The organism is Agrobacterium salinitolerans (assembly GCF_027498475.1).
Classification (GTDB): Bacteria; Pseudomonadota; Alphaproteobacteria; order Rhizobiales; family Rhizobiaceae; genus Agrobacterium; species Agrobacterium salinitolerans.
In genome coordinates, this window is sequence record NZ_JAPZLN010000004.1 from 255,270 (window position 1) to 278,138 (window position 22,869).

19 protein-coding genes, 1 tRNA gene and 2 pseudogenes are annotated in these 22,869 nt (G+C 57.8%); 7 read left to right on the top strand and 15 right to left on the bottom strand.

What is annotated here, in order from left to right; genetic code table 11:
• Positions 1-213: 213 nt before the first annotated feature.
• Together O9X91_RS16400 and O9X91_RS16405 are read right to left on the bottom strand one after the other, a co-directional pair.
• Positions 214-1,476 (bottom strand): DUF2254 domain-containing protein, encoded by a 1,263-nt coding sequence (locus tag O9X91_RS16400; protein ID WP_269833625.1) that lies wholly within the window; start codon positions 1,474-1,476, stop codon positions 214-216.
• Between the two features lie 78 nt (positions 1,477-1,554).
• Complete coding sequence (locus tag O9X91_RS16405) at positions 1,555-3,537, bottom strand: BCCT family transporter (RefSeq protein ID WP_137411297.1); 1,983 nt, start codon at positions 3,535-3,537, stop codon at positions 1,555-1,557.
• A 289-nt stretch (positions 3,538-3,826) separates the two neighbouring features.
• On the opposite strand from O9X91_RS16405, the gene O9X91_RS16410 reads away from it, so the two are divergent.
• The 3 genes and pseudogenes from O9X91_RS16410 to O9X91_RS16420 all read left to right on the top strand — a co-directional run.
• On the top strand, positions 3,827-4,573 hold the full coding sequence (locus tag O9X91_RS16410) for a potassium channel family protein (protein ID WP_244634994.1): 747 nt from the start codon (positions 3,827-3,829) through the stop codon (positions 4,571-4,573).
• A gap of 128 nt (positions 4,574-4,701) precedes the next feature.
• A pseudogene (locus O9X91_RS16415) lies at positions 4,702-5,045 on the top strand (IS3 family transposase); the annotation flags it as partial.
• Positions 5,046-5,632: 587 nt separating this feature from the next.
• Positions 5,633-6,034: pseudogene (locus O9X91_RS16420) on the top strand (transposase); the annotation flags it as partial.
• Positions 6,035-6,200: 166 nt separating this feature from the next.
• On the opposite strand, the gene O9X91_RS16425 reads toward O9X91_RS16420, so the two are convergent.
• Both O9X91_RS16425 and cpdR read right to left on the bottom strand, forming a co-directional pair.
• Positions 6,201-6,275 (bottom strand) — tRNA-Val (locus O9X91_RS16425).
• A gap of 81 nt (positions 6,276-6,356) precedes the next feature.
• On the bottom strand, positions 6,357-6,719 hold the full coding sequence (cpdR, locus tag O9X91_RS16430) for a cell cycle two-component system response regulator CpdR (RefSeq protein WP_003497910.1): 363 nt from the start codon (positions 6,717-6,719) through the stop codon (positions 6,357-6,359).
• 181 nt (positions 6,720-6,900) lie between these two features.
• On the opposite strand from cpdR, the gene O9X91_RS16435 reads away from it, so the two are divergent.
• Positions 6,901-7,785, top strand: a complete 885-nt coding sequence (locus O9X91_RS16435; RefSeq protein WP_137411295.1) for an N-formylglutamate amidohydrolase — start codon at positions 6,901-6,903, stop codon at positions 7,783-7,785.
• A 318-nt stretch (positions 7,786-8,103) separates the two neighbouring features.
• Positions 8,104-8,880: a histidinol-phosphatase gene (hisN, locus tag O9X91_RS16440; protein ID WP_142913544.1), complete on the top strand. Its 777-nt coding sequence runs from the start codon at positions 8,104-8,106 to the stop codon at positions 8,878-8,880.
• 20 nt (positions 8,881-8,900) lie between these two features.
• Here hisN and O9X91_RS16445 read toward each other — a convergent pair whose 3' ends face one another.
• The gene (locus tag O9X91_RS16445; RefSeq protein ID WP_077983611.1) at positions 8,901-9,842 is read right to left on the bottom strand and encodes an alpha/beta fold hydrolase; all 942 of its coding nucleotides are present in this window, start codon (positions 9,840-9,842) and stop codon (positions 8,901-8,903) included.
• A gap of 379 nt (positions 9,843-10,221) precedes the next feature.
• Here O9X91_RS16445 and hspL point away from each other — a divergent pair, with 379 nt between their 5' ends.
• A complete protein-coding gene (hspL, locus tag O9X91_RS16450) occupies positions 10,222-10,704 on the top strand; it encodes a heat shock protein HspL (protein ID WP_003519731.1) in 483 nt (160 codons plus the stop codon).
• A gap of 65 nt (positions 10,705-10,769) precedes the next feature.
• Here the strand turns inward: hspL and O9X91_RS16455 are convergent, their stop codons facing one another.
• Positions 10,770-11,789 carry a bile acid:sodium symporter family protein gene (locus tag O9X91_RS16455; RefSeq protein ID WP_269833614.1) on the bottom strand — a complete coding sequence of 340 codons (1,020 nt, stop codon included), beginning with the start codon at positions 11,787-11,789 and terminating at the stop codon, positions 10,770-10,772.
• Positions 11,790-11,886: 97 nt separating this feature from the next.
• Between O9X91_RS16455 and O9X91_RS16460 the strand changes: the two genes are divergently transcribed.
• The gene (locus O9X91_RS16460) at positions 11,887-12,747 is read left to right on the top strand and encodes a LysR family transcriptional regulator (protein WP_269823878.1); all 861 of its coding nucleotides are present in this window, start codon (positions 11,887-11,889) and stop codon (positions 12,745-12,747) included.
• Positions 12,748-12,752: 5 nt separating this feature from the next.
• On the opposite strand, the gene glpK is transcribed toward O9X91_RS16460, so the two are convergent.
• From glpK to O9X91_RS16505, 9 genes are all read right to left on the bottom strand, one after another.
• Positions 12,753-14,252 carry a glycerol kinase GlpK gene (gene glpK / locus O9X91_RS16465; RefSeq protein ID WP_077983263.1) on the bottom strand — a complete coding sequence of 500 codons (1,500 nt, stop codon included), beginning with the start codon at positions 14,250-14,252 and terminating at the stop codon, positions 12,753-12,755.
• 69 nt (positions 14,253-14,321) lie between these two features.
• Positions 14,322-16,043 carry an ABC transporter substrate-binding protein gene (locus tag O9X91_RS16470; RefSeq protein ID WP_077983254.1) on the bottom strand — a complete coding sequence of 574 codons (1,722 nt, stop codon included), beginning with the start codon at positions 16,041-16,043 and terminating at the stop codon, positions 14,322-14,324.
• A gap of 74 nt (positions 16,044-16,117) precedes the next feature.
• Positions 16,118-16,411: a DUF2160 domain-containing protein gene (locus O9X91_RS16475; protein ID WP_077983253.1), complete on the bottom strand. Its 294-nt coding sequence runs from the start codon at positions 16,409-16,411 to the stop codon at positions 16,118-16,120.
• A 2-nt stretch (positions 16,412-16,413) separates the two neighbouring features.
• Complete coding sequence (locus tag O9X91_RS16480) at positions 16,414-17,334, bottom strand: carbohydrate ABC transporter permease (RefSeq protein WP_077983252.1); 921 nt, start codon at positions 17,332-17,334, stop codon at positions 16,414-16,416.
• A gap of 3 nt (positions 17,335-17,337) precedes the next feature.
• Positions 17,338-18,204, bottom strand: coding sequence for a carbohydrate ABC transporter permease (locus tag O9X91_RS16485; RefSeq protein WP_077983251.1), 867 nt, complete (start codon positions 18,202-18,204; stop codon positions 17,338-17,340).
• A gap of 2 nt (positions 18,205-18,206) precedes the next feature.
• Positions 18,207-19,277, bottom strand: coding sequence for an ABC transporter ATP-binding protein (locus O9X91_RS16490; protein ID WP_137411291.1), 1,071 nt, complete (start codon positions 19,275-19,277; stop codon positions 18,207-18,209).
• A 12-nt stretch (positions 19,278-19,289) separates the two neighbouring features.
• Positions 19,290-20,360, bottom strand: a complete 1,071-nt coding sequence (locus tag O9X91_RS16495; RefSeq protein WP_269833615.1) for an ABC transporter ATP-binding protein — start codon at positions 20,358-20,360, stop codon at positions 19,290-19,292.
• A 36-nt stretch (positions 20,361-20,396) separates the two neighbouring features.
• On the bottom strand, positions 20,397-21,920 hold the full coding sequence (locus O9X91_RS16500; protein WP_269833616.1) for a glycerol-3-phosphate dehydrogenase: 1,524 nt from the start codon (positions 21,918-21,920) through the stop codon (positions 20,397-20,399).
• Positions 21,921-22,028: 108 nt separating this feature from the next.
• Positions 22,029-22,802 carry a DeoR/GlpR family DNA-binding transcription regulator gene (locus O9X91_RS16505; RefSeq protein WP_269833617.1) on the bottom strand — a complete coding sequence of 258 codons (774 nt, stop codon included), beginning with the start codon at positions 22,800-22,802 and terminating at the stop codon, positions 22,029-22,031.
• Positions 22,803-22,869 lie beyond the last annotated feature (67 nt).

The following is a 22,869-nucleotide window of genomic DNA, read 5'->3' on the forward strand; positions in this document are numbered from 1 at the left end:
CTGCACGGCCGAAAGGGTTACATTTCGGGAAGCAGGACCTTGTCTATGACGTGAACGACGCCGTTCGGCTGCTTGATAGCAACGATCTTGGTGTCACCCCGTAAATTTAATAGTTGCAGGAAAACATAGTCCAAGGCGCAAAGAGAACGTCTTGCCATTCGGTTATAATTCTCGTTCTTCCGCGGGAAGCAGAGGCTAGGCGAAACATCCTGGTTACGACTGGTTTTTGTTCAGCAGCGCTGCCGTATGTCGTAGCCTGGCCAAGTCTTCGTCAATCATTGCAGTTGCTTCAGAACGCTTGAGAGCGCTTGCCGCGTTCAGCATTGCAATCTTCTTGAACTCCGCATCGCCGAATTTCGATAGGGTAAGAAAGGCTTTCTGTAATCGAAGCCCGACTTCGATGATGGACGCACCGTCTCGTGCGATGGGCAAGAAGAGGTCATCAAATAGGTCTTCAAGTCGAATTGGGGTAACGAAGAGCCGAGGATGCACCACCTTTGTTTTGCTGTCCTGCAAATCCCAGACGGACAGCACGCGTATCGCTCGGGAGATCACATCAATCGCAGTGCCGGGATCGTTGATAGCCGGTGAAAGCGCTCTGGAGGCAATTTCAGACAAAACCGCAGCCCCGAAGCGAGGATCCTGATCGAACGACCTGACATTACCAATAGTAAAAGCCGAGGCGATACGCTCGTAAACATTGTCATGAACCTCACCGTTAACCCAGGCCAGCGGAGTGTTGGGTGCAACCAGCTTGCCCGCTATCGCGACAATGAAAATGTCAAAATCGAACTCCTCGGCGATCTCGGAGAGAAGCGTTGCATCGACGTGTTGAACGTAGCCAACCTCGTTCTGGTGAATGGGCGTATTGGGCTCTCCTAATCTCGGGTCACCCTCAAGCAATCTGTGGCCGCCGAGATTTGGCGTTTCCACCCATGCCGTCAGTGCTTCAATCGTTGTCCGTTCAACCCGCTCCGTGGTTTCGGTCACTCGCCCAAGTCGCGAAAGATGATCAATCCAGCGCAGCAGCGTGACGATAATGAGAACGATCACGCCGATGGTGACCACAAAAAGGATGAGGCGTCCGCGATCCCCGTATGCACCTGTCGTAAGCGCAATTATTCCGACCAGACTGAACAGGAAGGAGCCCACGAAGGTAGCCAGCACATTCTGTGTCGTACTGTCTTCCATGACCAGTTTCGTGGCTCGCGGCGTGACGTTGGTGGTGGCCGCGGAATAGGCGGAAACCATTGTGCTCAATGAGAAAGTCGTTACCGTCAACATGCTGGAGGCAATAATACCGAGAATCTTGTCAACGGCGTCCGCGCCTATTTTTGTTGGCAGTTCTTGCGGGATGTAAGGCGAAAGCGCGACGGCAAGCAGAGCAGTCACGACACCAGCCATGGAAAAAAGCGTTGCCCTGAACCATATCCGTCGAACGATCTGGCCCAGCCACCACCGCCACTTTGACTTCATCACTCGCCAGCTCCCTTCAAAAGCGACCACCCGGACCGTCACTTGTGCCGGGTGGTCAAAACTCGTGCAATCCGAACATTATGCCGTGTGTTCCGGCGCGCCATGGACAAGCTGAAACTCCGGCGAGTTGACCAGATGCAGGTAGCGTTCAAATTGAATCAAGACATCGCTGATGATCTGATCCTGCGACATGCCCATCAGATCGTAGCCGCTATTGCCGCTGGAGAAAAAGGTTCTCGCTTCGTATCGAAACTCTGCCTCGCCTGCGCGGATGGTGGTGAAGCTTGCAACCCGATGTTTCTGGACCGATACACCATAGATAAAGTCACGGACGTCAGACGCAGGAGATCGAAGGGTGACAACGCCGGCCCCCTCCCGATCTACCTCCGTCGGTCTCCCGCGCGACTGAAGTTCGGCAGCAACCTTGTCAAGCGCGGGTGCGACCTTGTCATCGATGAAGATCGCAACTTCTTTCTCCGTCGTGGTGCTCAGCATCAGAGCGAGCCTTCGTTGCCAGGTCTGACCAGAAGCGGGCTCCGCGGGCCCAACGTTTCGGCTGCTGTGCACCTCACGCTGCGCTAAATCCTGCTGCATTCCAAGATACAGCGACACGACCAAGGCCAGCATTACCACGGTAAAAGGCAATGCGCTGGCGACGGTTGCGGACTGCAACGCGGTGAGACCACCCGCCATCAGCAGGCATGCGGCAACGAGCCCCTCCATCGAACACCAAAAAATCCGCTGGCCCGTTGTCGTTTCCGTTTCACCGCCAGCGGCGATGGAATCCACCACAAGCGCCCCGGAATCAGCCGAAGTGATGAAGAATATGGAGACCAGCAGAACCGCCAGTGTCGAAGTGACGCCAGAAAGAGGCAAATATTCGAAGAAGCGGAAAAGGCCTACGGAAACGTCGTTCGAGATGGCGGCGCCCAGAGCGCCCGCGGCTACACCTGTATCAATGAACATTGCCGTGTTGCCGAATACCGTCATCCAGAAGAATGTAAAACCGGCCGGGATGAACAGCACGGCAGCAACAAATTCGCGCACGGTTCTTCCGCGAGATATCCGCGCGATGAACATTCCCACGAACGGCGACCAGGAAATCCACCAGGCCCAATAAAACAGCGTCCACGAATCGATCCAGGGCGTGGGCTCGTAGGCGTAAATGTTGAAGGTTCGCAGGACGATCGTATCGAGATAGAGGCCGAGATTCTGCACGAAGTCCCGGAAGAGCTGTGTCGTCGGTCCGGCGATCAGCACGAAAAGCATGAGCAGTACGGCGACAACCAGATTGGTCTCCGATAATATTCTCACGCCTTTATCCAGGCCTGTCACAACCGAGATGGTGGCCATACCGGTCACCACGACAATCAGGACAAGCTGTACGCTGGTGCTGATCGGCAAGCCTACAAGGTGGTTGAGGCCGGCATTGATCTGCGCGACGCCGACCCCTAGCGATGTCGCAATGCCGAACATGGTGCCGACAATCGCAAAAATGTCGACCGCGTGTCCGATCGGGCCGTTAATCCTGTTCTTCAACAATGGATACAAGCCTGAGCGAACTGTCAGCGGAAGGTTGTAGCGGTAACCGAAATAGGCGAGCGACAAGCCAACGACGGCGTAAATCGCCCAGGCGTGTATGCCCCAGTGAAAGAAAGTCACAGTCATCGCTTCGCGCATTGCCGCCACGCTTTTCGGTTCGGCGGTCGGCGGCGCCATATAGTGGGTCATCGGTTCGCCAACGGCATAGAACATGAGACCGATGCCCATCCCGGCGGCAAACAACATCGCAATCCACGACAGGAAACGGAAATCGGGAACTGAATCGTCCGGTCCCAGTTTGAGCTGGCCAAACCTGCCGAAACACAATAGCAGCATCGCCGCCAGAAATACGCCGACAGAAAGCAGGTAGAACCAGCCGAAAGCGCCGAGAATGGAACCTTGAATGATACCAAAAAGTGCTTCCGCCTGGCCGGGGAGCACGATACCGATGGCGACGAACAAGGTGATGACAATCACCGACCCGTAGAACACCGGCGGATTGATGATGAACGATTTCATAGCTGCAATGGCCTTCCCTTATGCGTATGAGCAGATGGATTTTAAATATGCTCTTTGATTTTACCCCAAGTTTCGGCAAAAGATCATCACAGACTGTACATCTTCCGCTGTTGGAGAATGCGGAAACGACGATTTGGCTCCATATTCTTCCTCAATAAGGTTGCCGCCTTGCCGCATGACGCGCCTTTTGCTTGGCATTGACCCGGTCTTCACTCGCGCCTATCCGTTAGAAATGATATTCACGACAAAAACCAGAAGGTCCGTCTCGTCTCGTCTCGAAATCTTGCAGATGAAGTTGCGTCGTATCGAGCGCGGGCGCGACACATGGGCACTTCGTTGGCAAGCTGTGCTTGCTGTTATCGATGTCAGCATCATCTCGTTCTTCATTTTCGGGCCATTTTTGCGCAGCGGGCCTTCCTATCTGATCATTGATTACATGATCGCGGTGTGGATACTTGCCGAACTGTTCGCACGCGCATTCGCAACTGGCTCTTTAGGCGCGCTCCTCAAGAGGCCGATGACTTGGATTGATCTTGTTATTCTTGCCACGTTGTTGTTTCCAAACGCGCTTTTCAATTTTGCTTTCCTGAGGGCGATGCGTCTCTGGGCCGTGGGCGAAAGCCCGCTCTTCGCCGTCATCCTGAAACGGCTCGGTTGCCATCACTACAAGGACGTTGCGCGCGCATCACTTAACTTCCTCGTCTTCCTGTTCATGGTGACAGGATTTGTCTACACGACCTTCTTCTATCACCAGAGCGGTTTAGTCGGCTTCATCGACGCCCTTTACTTTACGGTCGCGACGATGACGACGACAGGTTTCGGCGACATTACGCTTCCTGGACCTCTCGGAAAACTGACCTCCGTGGTTACGATGATTGTCGGTATTTCTCTCTTCGTCAGGTTGGCGCAGTCGATCGTGCGCCCCCGCAAGGTACTCTTTCCGTGCGGAAAATGCGGACTGCAAAGGCACGAGGTTGACGCGGTCCATTGCAAGGCCTGCGGACACCTGCTCAACATTCCAAACAATAATGACTAATACGCGTCCTTACTGACTCGGCGTCTGTGGCAATCACTACAGGTTGCTCTCCAGTCGAGGCGCGCGGCTTCATGATGGACTTGCTTCGGAAAAGTGGAGAGGTTTTCTTGAGTTGAAAGGAAACCGTTATGACGAAGAAAGTGGCCTCTACGAAAGAATACGAGCGTGAGGCTGTTCGCGTGGCCGAAACGAACGGGCGTACGCGGCGCGAGGTTGCTGATGATCTTGGAATCGGGCTGTCGACACTGACGCGATGGCTTAGCCGAAGCGGGGATGTGGCTATGGATGATCCCAGACGTCGTGAAGGCGATGAAGATAAGGCGGCTGAACTCAAACGGCTGCGGCGGGAGAATGAGATTTTGCGTCAGGAGCGGGATATTCTGAAGAAGGCGACGGCTTTTTTCGCCAAGGAGGGAAGTCGAGGAGGCCTCGCTTCATCGATCAGGCGAGAAAAGAGGTCCCCGCACATCGCCACCGCTTCTGAATGGCCATATCGACTGGACGATGATCAGTCAGGCCCGTGGGATCGAAGCCCAGCTGACGGCAGAACTGAAAAAGCAGCTCCGGCCAGGCTTGGATGCAATCATCCGCTGGCTCGGCGCACCACCAACAGCCGAAGAACGACGACCGCCAAAGTCGACAGTTAGCTCGGGCAAAATGGCGCCCGCCAGGAAGGCAGCTTCTGCATCCTCAACCAGGAAGCCGCAATGCGCGGCAACCGACGGTGCCTTTGCCCGGTCTGCGTCGACTCCGGAAGCAATCCTATCTCGAAGTGGTTTGCATGAGGACTGAGTATTGATGGCGCACCGGTCGAACCGGGGATTGGGACAACCCTTCCGAGCCAAGCGCTTCGTGCGCATAGAGGTGATTGGGATCCAATCTGCGGACTTCATCAAGGCCCGCGGCCACATGTGCGCCGCAGGTCGAGGCCTGACACATGGCTGCACCCGACCGCATCGAAACTTACTTTTTCCACTTGCAAAAACGGGGCCGTCCACAGATGGCTCGGGAAATCTGCACCGCTAGGATAAGTGGAATTTCTGCCTGACTTCGGCTTAGATGCCAGGAACAGGAGATACCACGAGGAGACGACCGCGCCGGAACCAAAGCCTGGCTCTCAAGGCAAAGGTGGCGCTCGCTACGATCCGCGGCGAGCAGACTCTGGTGGAATTATCGCAGCAGTTTGACGTGCACGCCAACCAGATCCAACAGTGGAAAGACCAGCTCCTTGAGGGGGCGACAGGCGTTTTCGGCGATGAAGCCAAAGCAGAACCGGCGGGTCCAACCGTCGACGTCAAAACGCTGCACGCCATGTGACAAACTGCGTTTGCACGGAGATCGGCGAACTGACACTGGAGAACGATTTTTATCCGGTGCGCTAGGCAAGGCAGGATTACTGGGCGCAAAGAAATGATCGACCGCGGGCACAAATTGTCGGTCGCACGCCAGACAAAGCTTCTCGCGCCGGATTACTCGAGCGCAGGTCGAATGGCCATAGACGCTTATTTCGAGTCGCTTGGCTTGTGACCTACACTGTTCCAAGGCTAGTTCACGTGTCAGAAGCGTGTCAGTCGCTAAAAATGAAAAATCCCCAGAAGGGGATTTCTCAATGATATCAAAATTCGGATGGTGGGCGTGACAGGGATTGAACCTGTGACCCCTACGATGTCAACGTAGTGCTCTCCCGCTGAGCTACACGCCCTCCGTGGCGGCGGATAGACCACAAAACCGGTTCATGCGTCAACTGCTTTTTTTCGGTTTTGTGAAGGTTTTTTGAGAGGCCTTACGCCACAAGGAGTTTGTTCACTTCATCCACGAGATCGCGCAGATGGAATGGCTTGGAAAGCACCTTGGCATCCTTCGGAGCCTTCGAATCGGCATTCAGCGCGACGGCTGCGAAGCCGGTGATGAACATCACCTTCAGGTCCGGGTCGAGTTCGGTGGCGCGCCGCGCCAGCTCGATGCCGTCCATTTCGGGCATGACGATATCAGTCAGCAGAAGCGAGAAAGGCTCTTCGCGAAGCCGGTCGTAGGCGCTGGCGCCATTGTCGAAGGAAGAAACCTTGTAACCGGCTTTTTCCAGCGCCTTGACGAGAAAGCGGCGCATATCATTGTCGTCTTCAGCGAGAAGAATTTTCTGATTCATCATAAGTGACCGTAACTACTCAATGTTTGGGATACCCTAGCCCGATTATAGGATTTTCACGGTAAATATCCTGTGAACACGTGAATCGGTATAGCGCTGCTTGGGCGATAGTATGGACTTGCCGCACCGTAACTGGCAACATGAACATCCCGATTGTTTGCGACATGGTAAATGGCACTGAATGGACTGGGTAACGGGTGAATATGAACTCTTCGAAGTAACGGAACCTGCCGTTCAGACCCTGCCATTCGTCTATAATTCCCCCCATAGCGGCCGCTGCTACCCCATCTCCTTCTTGGAATCGGCAAGGCTCGATTCGCATGAGATCCGCCGCTCCGAAGATCACTTCGTCGACGAGTTGTTCGCGGCGGCGCCGGAGATCGGCGCGCCGCTTCTTAAAGCGAATTTCCCGCGCGCCTATCTGGACGTCAATCGCGAGCCCTACGAACTCGATCCCCGCATGTTCGACGGCACGCTCCCGCCTTACGCCAATATCGGCTCCATGCGGGTCGCCGGCGGCCTGGGCACAGTGCCGCGCATCGTCGCCGAGAATATGGACATCTATGCCCACCGCCTGCCCGTCGACGAGGCGCTTTCGCGGATCGAGACGATTTACAAGCCCTATCATGCCTGTCTGCGCCGCCTGCTTTCACGCACCCACGCCAATTTCGGAATGGCGGTGCTGATTGACTGCCATTCCATGCCGGGCAATATTCGCGTCGCCGGCTCGAATCTGAGGCCGGATGTGATCATCGGCGATCGCTATGGCACCAGCGCATCCCAGGAAGTCTCCCGCGCCGCGCTGCATTTTCTTGAGGAACTGGGTTTCGTCGCGGTCTGCAACAAACCCTATGCCGGCGGCTTCATCACCGAACATTACGGCCGGCCAATCCGCTCTCTCCATGCACTGCAGATCGAGGTCAACCGAGCGCTTTACGTTGATGAAAAAACGCTTTTGAAAAAAGCCGATTTTCCCGCCATTCAGGCGTCGCTTGAAATCTTCATGCGCCAGCTCGGCGCCTTCGTTTCCGAATACGCGATAGAAACGTCGCTCGCTGCCGAATAGCAGCGCGAATCATCCGCTATTTCAATTTTTATCCCGTATCGTCTGGCGGCCCGCCGGACAAAAAAAACCGCGCCTTGGCGCGGTCAAGTCTAGGGAGGAAACACCCAAGGAGGGTATTTACAGTCAAAGACTGCAGGATCACGCTACGTAGTAATTGCACAATTGTCAATCATTTTTTTATATGCATATTTTTTAGGCTTATGCTGAAAATATGGAAACACCGGTACCGCCATTCGTATGAGTGGACGGCGGATGTGATTCCGGTCTATGCATTGCCCCACAAAATTCAGACCAAATATCCAGGCAATGAGGTTTCGCATGCTGCCCGACCGGGATTTCTTCTTCAAACTTGCCGATGCCGCCAGCGCAGAAACGCTCCCCCGCTTTCGCACGGGCATTGCCGTCACCAACAAGCAGGATGGCGGCTATGATCCGGTGACAGAAGGCGATCAGGCGGCGGAAACAGCTATTCGCGCGCTTATCGAACAGCGTTTTCCGCAGCATGGCATTCTGGGCGAAGAACACGGCAATATTGGTCTCGACCGCGATCACATCTGGGTCATAGACCCGATTGACGGCACACGCGCCTTCATTTCCGGCGTGCCTGTCTGGGGCACGCTGATCGGTTTCCAGTCCGCCGGCCGCGCCACCATGGGCATGATGGACCAGCCTTTCACGAAGGAGCGTTATTTCGCCGATGGCGAAGCGGCCTGGTATTTCGGGCCGGATGGCGAGCGGAAAATCCACACGCGCGACTGTGCGTCGCTATCGGACGCCGTGCTGTTCACTACGACACCCCACATCTTTACTGCGGAAGAAAAGCCCTTCTACGAAAAAGTACAGGATCAGGTCCGCCTTTTCCGCTACGGCGTGGATTGTTACGCCTATTGCCTGCTTGCGGCCGGCCACGTCGATTTGGTGATCGAATCCGGCTTGAAGCCCTATGATGTCGGCGCGTTGATCCCTGTGATCGAGCAGGCCGGCGGCATCATGACGACCTGGGATGGCAGGCGTCCGGAAAATGGCGGGCGCATTCTGGCGGCCGGCTCCAAGGCCGTGCACGAAGAAGCTCTTGCCATTCTCTCGAAACTCTAGGCAGCCCGCTTAAGCGGCCATCACTCCGGCGCGAAAAAGGCGTCGATGGCCGCCAGCGCCTGTTTGCGGAAAACATCGCGCTCATGCAGCAATTCGTGGCGCGCACCGGTGATCGGAAGAAGCTGCGCTGCCCGGAAATTGCGTGAGAGTTCTTCCTGTGCCTTGTAGGGCGTAATGGTATCCAGCATCGGCGCCAGAATGAGGGTCGGAATGGTGATATTCGTCAGATGGTCCTGAGTGACCACCCGTCCCATGGTCTTCAGCGCCTCATAGACCCAGCGCGCCGTCGGCGCACCGATGAAAAGCTCCGGAAACTGCCTGTGCAGCGAGAGATTTCTTGCAAAACGTCTGGAGTCCGAGGTGAGCGGATTGCCGTCAAAATCCCGCTCGCGCTGATCCTTGCCGAGCTGAACCCGCCCGAGGCCAACGAGACTTAGAGCCGTCGCCACCACCCGAATGACGGATGAGGGGACGGATTGCTGGCTGTCCAGCTCGATGAAGGGCGAGCAAAGCGCCAGACGGTCGATCCGGTTCGACAGGCCGGGCGCGGCGGCAAGCGCTGCAAGAGCGCCGGTGGAATGCGCGATCATGAAGAACGGCAGCCGCGTATCCGGCAACACCACCTGTTCGAGAAAAAGGCCGATATCACGCTGGTAGTCGGAGAACCTTCGCACATGCCCGGCGCCCGGTTTTTTCAGCAATCTTTCGGAACCGCCCTGCCCGCGCGTATCGAAGGTCGCAACCCAGAAACCCATGGCGGTGAGATCGCTCACCGTTTCGAAATATTTCTCGATACATTCGTTCCTGCCATGTAGCAGAACCACGGTTCCGCGGGCCACCTGGCGGCTGGCGCGAAAGATCGCATAGCGAAGCTGTTTGCCGCGATAGCCGGTAAAATATCCGACGGTATGGTTGTCGGGAACCGGGTTGTCTTCGCTGGCGCGCAATGTGGCTTCGATCATCGGTCTTTTCCGGCTTTTCTGCCTCTTCGGGATAGGTCGGCGGCGCGGGAAGGTCAAAGAAAAAATTGCCGGAACCGTCGGTTAAAGCAGTCGCGGTTCCGGCGAATAAGACAGAAGAAGAAGGGACGTTATTGCTTCTGTCCACGGAGAATGTCTCCGATGACCGATGTTTTATGGCTCTCAAACTGAACGATGCCGGAACCTGACGTTCAGCCATGGTTCATGTTGCTTTCGCCTTTTCACGCCCCCTTGACGCGGCGGCAAGCCATTCCCATCTCATTCATGCGGTCGCCAGAACGGGACCGCGCCAAATGTCCGGCCGTCGCCAGAACGGGATGCCGGGCTTAACCGCAAACAGTCGCTTCTTAAGGAGGACACCATGCGTCACGTTGATTTTTCCCCCCTCTATCGTTCCACCGTCGGCTTCGACCGTCTTTTCTCGATGCTTGACGGCCTCGGCCAGCCCGAGCAGGCCCAGTCCTATCCGCCCTACAATATCGAGCGGACCGGCGAGAACACCTATCGCATCACCATGGCCGTCGCTGGTTTCGACGAGAACGAACTCAGCATCGAATCCCGCGCCAATGCGCTGACTGTAAAAGCCGAGAAATCCGCGGATGAGAAATCCACGGAAGGCGAGTTTCTTTATCGCGGTATCGCCACGCGCGCTTTCGAGCGTCGCTTCCAGCTTGCCGATCACGTCGAAGTCCAGACCGCTTCCCTGAAGAACGGCCTGCTCCACATCGACCTCGTCCGCAATATTCCGGAAGCCATGAAGCCGCGCCGCATTGCGATCTCGTCCGACAGCGCAGATGCGCCGAAGACCATAGAAGCCCAGATTTCGCCGGCTCAGGTCAACTAAGCTTTCCTTCATGCAAAACGAACGGCCCCTTCATGGGGCCGTTTTATTTGCGGAGAACCCTCGCGTCAGCGGCTGGAAGCAGCCGCGCCTTCCGTGGCAACCGGTTCCGGCATCGCCGCTTTTTCATGGGCCTTGCGCGCGTAACGCTGAGCCAGAACCGCGCAGACCATCAGCTGAATCTGATGAAAAAGCATGATTGGCAGGACGATCGCGCCGATGCTCTGGCTGGCAAAGATGGCGCCCGCCATGGGCACGCCGCTGGCGAGGCTCTTTTTCGAACCGCAGAAGGTGATGGTGATTTCATCGGCCTTGTCGAAACCCAGCAAACGGCTGCCGAACATCGTCACGCACAGAACAAGCGCCAGCAGCAGGATATTGATGACGATGACCACGCCAATATCCCTGAGCGAAAATGTGTGCCAGATGCCTTCGATAACCGCATCGGAAAAAGCGAGATAAACGACCATAAGGATGGAGCCGCGATCGACCGGCGCCAGCAATTTCTTGCGCGCCCTGATCCAGTCGCCGATCCACGGCTGCAAAACCTGACCGACGATAAAGGGCAGAAGCAGTTGCAGGAAGATTTGCAGAAACGCATCCAGCGAAAATCCACCACCATGGCCGCCCACCGTAAACAGCAGGCCGACCAGCAGCGGGGTGAGGAACATGCCGAAAATATTCGAAGCGGAGGCAGAACAAATTGCCGCCGGCACGTTTCCGCCCGCCATGGAGGTGAAGGCAATGGAGGACTGCACGGTGGATGGCAGCACGCAGAGGAACAACATGCCCATATAAAGCGGGGCAGGCAGAATATTCTCGGGAATGAAACCGATCGCCACGCCGAGCAGCGGGAACAGGCCGAAGGTCACGAGAAGGATCGCCAGATGCAGGCGCCAGTGCAGGATACCGGCAATCACCACATCCCGGGAAAGCCGCGCGCCGTGGAGGAAAAACAGCAACGCTATCGCGAGTTTTGTCGCCAGCCCGAAATACTCCGCCGGCTCACCGCTGATCGGCAAAATGGAAGCCAAAAGTACGGTGGCCACCAGCATCATGGTGAAGCGATCAGGTAGGAAGCGGGTCATGGGAGGTCTTTCCGGCATCGGTTTGCTTGAAACGCGCGTTACTATCGCTCATCATGAATTCCGATGCAAAGATTAACAGTTATCGCGATTCAGGATAATGCTGAACCTTCAACATCTTGCGAGCTTCGTGATGCTTCACCAGACCGGCAGCTTCACGCTGGCGGCCGAACGGCTGGGGATTGGCCAGTCCACTGTCAGCCAGCATATTCAAAGGCTTGAGACCGCACTTGGCCGCCGGCTGATCGCGCGCAGCACCCATCAGGTAAAACTGACGGGTGAAGGTGAGGCGCTCCTCGGTTACGCCCGCAACATGCTTGATATCGACAGCAAGGTCTCATCGCTGTTCAGCGAAAACCGCCTGCGCGGGCGCTTAAGGCTCGGTGTGTCAGAAGATTTCGTCGCCAGCCGGCTGACGGCCATTCTGGAGGAGTTCATCCGCCTTTATCCACTGGTCGATCTGGAGCTGACGGTTTCGCTGAGCGGCGTGCTTTACCAGATGCAGGACAATGGTGAACTGGATGTGGTGCTCGCCAAACGCCGTCTTGGCGACAAGCTCGGGCACTTTCTCTACCGCGAACCGCTCGTATGGCTGGCGCGCGACCCGGAGCGGATGCTGAACCAGCCGGATGCGCTGCCGCTGATTGCCTTTCCGCCGCCGAGCATCACCCGAAAGGCGGCGCAGGAGGCGCTCGACCGGGCCGGCCTCGCCTGGCGGATCGTCTGCACCTGCGGCAGTCTCAGCGGGCTGACCGCGGCAGCAAGGGCGGGCATGGGCATTCTGGTGCAGCCGCGCAGCATGGCACCGGCAGGCCTGAAGGAAATTACCTCAGGCGTGCTACCGCCTCTGGAGGACGTGGAATTCGTGCTTCAACCAAGCAAGGGCGCGGATGCGAAGCTGGTGCGCGCGCTTTCCGATCTCGTTTCCAGCAAGAGCATCGCACCCGGCAGTTTCGTGTAGCCTGTTCAATTCTCCCGTCGCGACAGGCAGCGGCCGACGCTATCGCGCCAGCCGGCAATGGCGTCTTTCCTTTCGGCCTCTTCCATTGCGGGGCTGAAACGGCGATCACGCCGCCAATGCTCAGCAAAGGCCTTGCGGTCCGGCCAGATGCCGGCGCGTGAGGCGGCAAGCCAGGCCGCTCCAAGAATGGTCGTTTCCAGAAAAACCGGCCGATCGACCGGTGCGGCGAGAATATCCGCCAGGCGCTGCATGGTCCAATCGGAGGCAACCATGCCGCCATCGACCCGGAGCACTGTCTTGCCGTTGTCACCCGCCCAGTCCTTGCGCATGGCGTCCAGCAGGTCGAAGGTCTGATAGGCGACGCTTTCCAGCGCCGCGCGGGCAAATTCAGCCGGGCCCGTGCCGCGCGTCAGGCCGAAGATCGCGCCACGGGCCTCCGCGTCCCAATAGGGCGCGCCAAGACCGGTGAAGGCCGGAACCAGATAGACACGCTGATGGGCGTCGGCCTTTTCCGCAAGTGCGCTAACCTCGGAAGCGACCGAGATGAAACCAAGCTCATCGCGCAGCCATTGCACGGCGGCACCGGCAATGAAAATGGAGCCTTCCAGCGCATAGGTGGTGACACCGTCGAGACGGTAAGCGATGGTCGTCAGCAGCCGGTTGGTCGAGGCGACGCGATCCGTGCCGGTATTAAGGAGCGCAAAGCAGCCCGTGCCGTAGGTGGATTTCATCATGCCCGGTTCGAAGCAGGCATTGCCGATGACGGCTGCCTGCTGGTCGCCGGCCACACCCAGAATCGGAATTTCCGCGCCCAGCAACGACTTGTCGGTCACGCCGAAATCGGCGGCGCAATCCAGCACTTCCGGCAGCATGGCGCTGGGAATGTCGAGGATCGACAGAAGCTCATCGTCCCATGTATTTTCTTCGATATTGTAGATCAGCGTCCGCGAGGCATTGGTGGCGTCGGTGACATGGCGGCGGCCGCCAGTCAGGCGATAAATCAGGAAACTGTCGACAGTGCCGAAGCAGATTTCTCCCTTCACGGCTTTTTCGCGAAGACCGCTGACGCTGTCCAGAAGCCATTTCAGCTTCGTGCCGGAAAAATAGGGATCGAGCAACAGACCGGTCTTTTTCGAAAACAGCGGCTCAAGTCCCCGGCGTTTTAGATCCTCGCAGATGGGCGCGGCGCGCCGATCCTGCCAGACCACGGCCCGATGCACGGCCTCGCCCGTGTTCCTGTCCCACAGTACCGTCGTTTCGCGCTGGTTGGTAATGCCGATCGCCTCGATATCGGAGGCGGCGATGCCGGCATCGGCAAGCGCCAGCCGAATGGTTTCGAGCACGCTTCTCCAGATATCCTCGGCATCGTGTTCAACCCAGCCCGAGGCCGGGAAATGTTGCGGAAATTCTCGCTGCCCGACACCGATGACCCGCATGTCGCGATCAAAGACCATCGACCGTGTCGATGTCGTTCCCTGATCGATCGCCAGAATATAACCGCCCATCATGCCACTCCCTTTCAGACGCAATGACCGGGGCGGCAAGCCGCCCCGGTTTCAGATTTTACGCAGAAATCACTTCTGCCAGCTTTTGACCAGTTCGTCGTAGTTGACGGTGACCGGCTTTTCCTTTTCGTCGGCTATCTTCAACTGCGGCGCCAGATTGCCCTTCGAAACGGCATCCTTGTTCCAGTATTCGATATCGTGCTCTTCCGCCAGCTTCGGGCCGATATCGCCCTGCACGCCAGCGCGTTCCAGACGGCTCATGACCTTTTCCTGCTCGGCGCAGAGAGAGTCCATCGCGGCCTGCGCGGTTTTCGCACCCGACGAAGCATCCCCGATCGCCTGCCACCACAATTGCGCCAGCTTCGGATAATCTGGAACGTTGGTGCCGGTCGGCGACCATTGCACGCGGGCCGGCGAACGATAGAACTCGATGAGACCGCCGAGCTTGGAGGCCCGGTCCGTGAAGCTCTTGTGGTGGATGGTGGTGTCGCGAATGAAGGTCAGGCCCACATGGCTCTTCTTCACATCCACGGTCTTGGAGGTCACGAACTGCGCGTAGAGCCAGGCGGCCTTGGCGCGGTCGTCGGGGGTGGATTTCATCAGCGTCCACGAACCCACATCCTGATAACCGAGTTTCATGCCGTCCTTCCAGTAGACGCCATGTGGCGAAGGTGCGACACGCCATTTCGGCGAACCGTCCTCGTTCACGACCGGCAGGCCGGGTTTGGCCATATCGGCGGTAAACGCCGTATACCAGAAGATCTGCTGGGCGATATTGCCCTGCGCCGGCACCGGACCGGATTCGGAGAAGGTCATGCCCTGCGCCTCCGGCGGCGCATATTTCTTCAGCCATTCAAGATATTTCTCGATGGAGTAGACCGAAGCCGGACCGTTGGTATCGCCGCCGCGCGCCACGCAGGAGCCGACCGGCTGCGACTTGTCGTTGACCTTGATGCCCCATTCATCGACGGGCAGACCATTCGGCAGGCCCTTGTCGCCGTTGCCGGCCATGGAAAGCCAGGCATCTGTGAAGCGCCAGCCGAGCGACGGGTCCTTCTTGCCATAGTCCATATGGCCGAAGACCTTCTTGCCGTCGACATCCCGGCCGGTGAAGAATTCGGCAATATCCTCATAGGCCGACCAGTTGACCGGCACGCCGAGGTCATACCCGTATTTAGCCTTGAAATCGGCCTTGTTCTTTTCATCGTTGAACCAGTCGTAACGGAACCAGTAGAGGTTCGCGAACTGCTGATCCGGAAGCTGGTAGAGCTTCTTGTCCGGCGCCGTCGTAAAGGCGCTGCCGATGAAGTCCTTAAGGTCGAGACCGGGATTGGTGACGTCCTTGCCTTCATTGGCCATGAAGTCGGTCAGGTTGCGCACCTGCTGGTAGCGCCAATGGGTGCCGATGAGGTCGCTATCGTTGACCCAGCCGTCATAAAGGTTTTGGCCGGTCTGCATCTGGGTCTGGATTTTTTCGACAACGTCACCCTCCTGGATCAGGTCGTGCGTGACCTTGATGCCGGTAATGGCGGTGAAGGCCGGGGCCAGAACCTTGGATTCGTATTCATGGGTCGTCAGAGATTCCGAAACGACCTTGATTTCCATGCCCGCAAAAGGTTTCGCGGCATCGACAAACCATTGCAGCTCCTTTTCCTGATCCGCACGGGAAAGGGACGACATGTCGCCGATTTCCTTATCCAGAAACTGCTTTGCTTCCTCCATTCCGGCGAAAGCGGAACCCGTCATTGCCAGCAGCATGGCCGCCGTCGTCGTCATCAAATGCCGTCGCATATCAGTCCTCCCAAGGGTTTGCGATTGCATGAAGTCTACGGGTGCGGTTTTCCTCCGCCGCACCGTTTCCTGCTCTAGACAAAACGGAAAACGCCGATGGCGTAGACCAAGGATAGAGCGAGAGCCCACCACAGGTTCGGGCCGACCAGCCCGAGCCATGCGAGATGAATGAAGGCGCTGCCGAGCAGCGAGATGAACAACCTGTCGCCCCGCGTGGTCTCGAAGCGCAACAGGCCGAAGCGGGGATTGCCGCCGGGCGAGAGTTGCTCCCACACCCACATGCCGACGAGCAGCACGGCGATAGCGCCGAAAAACGCACCCGTCTGCCAAGTCCACGCCATCCAGGTAAAATCGGGCATCTTCATCATGGTCAAACCCTCCCGAGCGCAAAGCCCTTGGCGATATAATTGCGCACGAACCAGATCACCAGCGCGCCGGGGATCAGCGTCAGCACGCCGGCGGCGGCAAGCAAGCCCCAGTCCATACCGGCGGCCGAAACGGTGCGTGTCATGGTCGCAGCGATCGGTTTTGCGTCCGTCGTCGTCAGCGTGCGGGCGATCAGAAGCTCGACCCACGAGAACATGAAGCTGAAGAAGCAGGCGACACCAATGCCGGAAGCGATGAGCGGCATGAAAATCTTCACGAAGAATTTCGGGAAGGAGTAGCCGTCAATATAGGCGGTCTCGTCGATTTCCTTCGGCACGCCGGACATGAAGCCTTCGAGAATCCACACCGCCAGCGGCACGTTGAACAGGCAATGCGCCAGCGCCACGGCTATATGCGTATCGATCAGCCCGAAAGCCGAATACAGCTGGAAGAAGGGCAGCGCGAAGACGGCGGGCGGCGCCATGCGGTTGGTCAAAAGCCAGAAGAACAGGTGCTTGTCGCCCAGAAAACGATAACGCGAGAAGGCGTAGGCCGCCGGCAGCGCAGCCGCGACCGAAATCACCATGTTCATCACGACATAGATGATTGAATTGATATAGCCCGAATACCAGGACGAATCGGTAAAGATCGTCCGGTAGTTCTGCAACGTCGGCTCATGCGGATAAAGCGTCATGGACGAGACGATTTCCGTGTTCGTCTTGAAGCTCATATTGACGAGCCAGTAGATCGGAACAAGCAGCAGCAGGATATAGATCGTCGGGACCAGCCAGGAAAAACGCGACGGCCCATGGCGGCGACGCCGCGCATTGACGGCAAGTCCGGATCGCCCCGTCGCATTCGCTCTCACCGGCGAACTGCCGATGCCGTTGCGCTCCACGCTTGTGGTGACATTCGAGGCGCTCATGTCTCAAGTCTCCGCGTCGTGGCTGGTCATGACGGTGTAGAACACCCAGGACAGCAGCAGGATGATGAGGAAGTAGATCAGCGACATGGCTGCCGCCGGCCCGAGGTCAAACTGGCCGAGCGCAACCTTAACGAGATCTATCGACAGGAAGGTCGTGGAATTGCCCGGGCCGCCGCCGGTGACAACGAAAGGCTCGGTATAGATCATGAAACTGTCCATGAAGCGAAGCAGGAAGGCGATCAGCAGTACCCGCTTCATCTTCGGCAGCTGGATGTACCGGAACACCGCAAAACGCGACGCGCCATCGATCCTTGCCGCTTGATAATAGGCGTCCGGAATGGAGACGAGACTGGCGTAACACAGAAGCACGACAAGGCTCGTCCAGTGCCAGACATCCATGATGACCACGGTGATCCACGCATCGACCGGATCGTTGACATAGTTGTAATCGAGCCCGAGTTGATTGGCGTAATAGCCGAGCAGACCGATATCGCTGCGGCCGAAAACCTGCCAGATCGTGCCGACGACATTCCACGGCACCAGCAGCGGCAGCGCCATGGTGACAAGGCAGACGGGCACGCCGATGCCGGACTTCGGCATCTTGAGCGCGATGAAGATGCCGAGCGGAATTTCAATCGCCAGAATAATGCCGGAAAACAAAAGGTTGCGGCCCAGCGCATCCCAGAAACGGGCGGAACGGAGAATGTCCTCGAACCATTGCGTTCCCGCCCAGAAGAACTGGTTATTGCCGAACGTATCCTGCACCGAATAATTCACGACGGTCATCAGCGGAATGACGGCGGAAAAGGCGACCAGCACCAGCACCGGCAGCACCATGAACCATGCCTTGTTGTTCCAGCTCTTTTCCATGGTCAGGCCCCCATCTTTACACGCCAGGAATCGGCGAAGACGCCAATGGCGGCCGGATCGAAGCGAACGCCCGCTTCAGCCGGGATTTCCTCGTCTTCGGCAACGACAATCGCAAGCTTCTGTCCGGCAAACCGGGCGCGCACGATCTTCTGCCGGCCGATATCCTCGACCTTGTCGACAATGATGGGCATGCCGCCCCGTTCCAGCCGGACAAATTCTGGACGGATGCCGATCTCGATGCGTTGCCCTCCCTCAACCTTTGGCGCACCGGCCAGCGGTACGTCGAGGCCGCCGACCATTGCGGTCGCGCCGGCGATACTGGCGGGCAGCACGTTCATGCCGGGCGAGCCGATGAAATAACCGACGAATGTATGGCCCGGCCGCTCGAAGAGCTCAGCCGGCGTGCCGATCTGGACGATCTGCCCGTCATACATGACCACAACCTTGTCGGCGAAGGTCAGCGCTTCGGTCTGGTCGTGGGTCACATAGACCATGGTGAAACCGGATTGCCGGTGCAACCGCTTCAGCTGCGAGCGCAACACCCATTTCATGTGCGGATCGATGACCGTCAACGGCTCATCGAAGAGGATCGCGTTGACATCGGACCGCACCAGCCCGCGCGCCAGCGAAATCTTCTGTTTCTGATCCGCCGTCAGACCACGCGCATGGCGTTTGGCCATGCCGGAAAGATCGGTCATTTCCAGGATTTCCCGCACCCGGCGGTCGACTTCGGCTTCCGGCACATGCCGGTTGCGCAGCGGAAAGGCCAGATTGTCGTAGACCGTCATCGTGTCGTAAACGACCGGGAACTGGAACACCTGCGCAATATTGCGGTCTTCCGTGGCGAAATCCGTCACGTCGGTTCCGTCAAAAGCGATGCGGCCTTCGGAGGGGCGCAGCAGCCCGGAAATGATGTTGAGCAGCGTGGTCTTGCCGCAGCCGGAAGGCCCCAGCAGCGCGTAGGCCCCGCCGTCTTCCCATTCATGGTGGACTTCCTTCAGCGCATAGTCGCCGGCAGCCTGCGCCTTTGCGTTATAAGCGTGGCGGATGTGATCGAGCGTGATGCGTGCCATGATCGATCTCCCTCAAGCCGCTTTGCCGATGGCGCGGCCATTCGCGTCAAAGGCCATCAGGTGTTTTGTATCGAGAAACAGTTCTATGTCCCTGTCCGGCTCGATGTCGTGAATGCCATGCGCCAGCATGACCCAGCGCCGGCCCGAAAATTCTACATGCACGAAGCTTTCCGATCCGGCGATTTCCGAAATCAGCGTCCGCGCCCGGATCGACTGGCGGGCCTCGCCCTTCGCTTGCGGGAAAAGATGATGCGGCTGGAAAGCGATGGTCAAAGGTCCATCCGGCACGGCGGCAAGATGCGCGGGCACCGCAATTACCGCCTGGTCGGCACGGGTGAATGCGCCGCCCGCCTTGACGACCTCGATGGTATTGAGCGGCGGGTCCGCAAAAATTTCGGCGGTGACGATATCCACCGGACGCCGGTAAACCTCGATGGTGTGGCTGAACTGCGTTACCCTGCCCTCGTTGAGCGTTGCGGTATTGCCGCCCAAAAGCAGCGCCTCGGAAGGTTCGGTGGTGGCATAAACGAAAATGGCGCCGGATTCGGCGAAGATGCGCGGCAGCTCCTCGCGCAGCTCTTCGCGCAGCTTGTAATCGAGATTGGCCAGCGGCTCATCAAGCAGCACCAGATCGGCATTTTTGACGATGGCGCGGGCGAGTGCTGTGCGCTGCTGCTGGCCGCCGGAAAGATTGAGCGGCGTACGGTCTAGATAGGGCGTCAGCTTCAAAAGCTCGGCGGCTTTCCTCACTTCCCTGTCGATGGTCGCCTGGTCCTTGCCGGCAACGCGCATGGGCGAGGCGATGTTTTCATAAACGCTGAGCGCCGGATAGTTGATGAACTGCTGATAGACCATGGCGACGTTGCGCTTCTGCACCGGAAAACCCGTTACGTCTTCGCCATTGAAAAAGATCGAGCCGGCGCTCGGCTTGTCCAGCCCGGCCATCAGCCGCATCAGCGTCGTCTTGCCCGAAAGTGTCGGTCCAAGCAGGACGTTCAGGCTTCCGCGCTGCAACGTCAGATCGGTCGGGTGAATATGATATTCACCGCCAACCATCTTCGAGACGTTTCGCAATTCAAGCATGGTGATCCAAAGCCTCCTCCGCTTTTATCCGGATCGTCAGATTGCCCTTAAGCGCCCACCTGCAATGTCTTCGACATAATCCTCCAGCGCACGCACCTCTTCCGGGGTAAAAAAGAGGCCCTGCTTGGTGCGGCGCCACAGAATATCCTCGGCCGTCAGCGCCCATTCCCGCGCCATCAGCCAGCGAACCTCAGCTTCGTAGAGCGTACCGCCGAAATACCGCCCCAGCGCCGCCGCCTCTGTGGCATCGCCGATCAGTACCGCCGCATCCGTTCCGTAGCAGCGCACAAGCCGCTCCGCATGACGCTCTTCAAGAAAGGGGTAACGCGACCGCAGCGCCGAAACTTCCGCGTTGTAGGCCTCCGCGCCGAAATTCCCACCCGGCAGATGCGAACCCGCCGTCCATGGCGCACCCTTTTCACCCAGCGCATCGCCAATTTTTTCAAGAGCATGTTCGGCAAGCCGCCTATAGGTGGTAAGCTTGCCGCCGAATATATTAAGGAGCGGCGCTTCGCCCTCCGCCCCTTCGGTTTTCAGCACATAATCGCGGGTCGCTTCCTGCGCCTTCGATGCCCCGTCATCGAATAGCGGGCGCACGCCGGAATAGGTCCAGACGATATCCTCAGGCTTCACCGGTTCAGCGAAATATTCGCTCGCCGCATTGCAAAGATAGCTGATCTCCTCTTCGCTGATCTTAACAGCCCGGGGGTCGGCGGTATAGTCGCGATCCGTCGTGCCGATCAGCGTAAAGTCCTGTTCATAGGGAATGGCGAAGATGATCCGCCCGTCCGGATTCTGGAAAAAATACGCACGCGGATCGGAAAATTTCTTGCGCACGATGATGTGGCTGCCCTGCACCAGGCGGACATTATGGACATTGTTTTTGCCGAATGCCGAGGACAACACCTTGTCCACCCAGGGACCCGCGGCATTCACCAGCATGCGCGCCCGGTAGGTCTTGGCCTCTCCGACCGCATTTTTCGTTTCGACTCGCCAGAAGGCGCCTTCGCGCCGAGCTGAAACCACCTGCGTCCGGTTGAGGATGAGCGCGCCGCGATTGGCAGCGTCGCGGGCATTCAGCACCACCAGGCGGGCATCGTCCACCCAGCCATCCGAATATTCGAAGGCGCGGGCAAAAATCGGTTTCAAAGGTTTCCCGGCGGGATCGCGGCGCAGATCGAGCGAGCGGGTCGCAGGCAGAAGCTTGCGGCCGCCGAGATGGTCGTACAGAAATAGCCCGAGACGCACGAGCCAGGCCGGGCGCACCCCGCCCTTCTGGAACGGCAGTACGAAGCGCATGGGCCAGATGATGTGCGGCGCCATAGCCCACAGCACTTCACGTTCCATCAGCGCTTCGCGCACGAGACGAAACTCGTAATGTTCGAGATAACGCAAACCGCCATGTATGAGCTTGGTAGCGGCGGAAGACGTGCCGGAGGCAAAATCGTTCATTTCCGCAAGTGCGACGGAATAACCTCTGCCGACGGCATCACGCGCGATTCCGCAGCCATTGATACCGCCGCCGATCACGAAAATATCGTGAATTGCCTCGTCAGACATGAATCCTCCCGCGCTTTCATCGACGCTCTCCCCATCGACATATTGAAAGCACGAACATCTAATTCGAAGACAAAACGAATGTCAAACGAAATTGATAGATCGTCCCGATCAGGACTCGCGCGTCTCGGTTTCGATCAACCGGACGTCATGATCGGCGCAGATGGACCGGATCGAATCCACCGGACAATGATCGGTGATGAAAGTATGCACCTGGGAAAGATGGCCGATACGAACCGGAGCCGTGCGCTCGAATTTGAGCGAATCCGACACGAGAATGACATGGCGCGCATTGGAGATGATTGCCTGCGCGACCTTCACCTCACGAAAGTCAAAATCCAGCAAGGCGCCGTCCTCATCTATGGCCGAAACGCCGATGACGGCGAAATCCACCTTGAACTGGCGAATGAAATCCACCGCCGCCTCGCCGACGATACCGCCATCGGAACCGCGCACGACACCACCGGCAATCACCACCTCGATACCGGGGAAGACCCTCAACCTGTTGGCAACATTGATGTTGTTGGTAATGACCATCAACTCGTGATGATCCGCCAGCGCTTCGCCCACGGCTTCGGTCGTCGTGCCGATATTGATGAAAAGTGACGAGTTGTTGGGGATGAGGGCGGCAGCGGCGGCGCCGATCGCCTGCTTTTCGGAAGAGGCTATCGCCCGACGCGCCTCGTATTTGACGTTTTCGTTGCCGCTTGGAAAAAGCGCGCCGCCATGGATGCGGGTCAGAACCCGCGTATCGCAGAGATCGTTTAAGTCCTTGCGGATCGTCTGGGGTGTCACCGAAAACCGCGCCGCCAGCTCATCGACCAGCACCCGCCCATTGGCCTTCGCCAGCGCAACGATTTCCTCCTGACGCGGTGTGAGCAGCATTTCACCCTCCCTCCTCTTTCAATTTTTTCGTTTTATTGAAGAGCGAAGGGAAAACCAATGTCAAGGG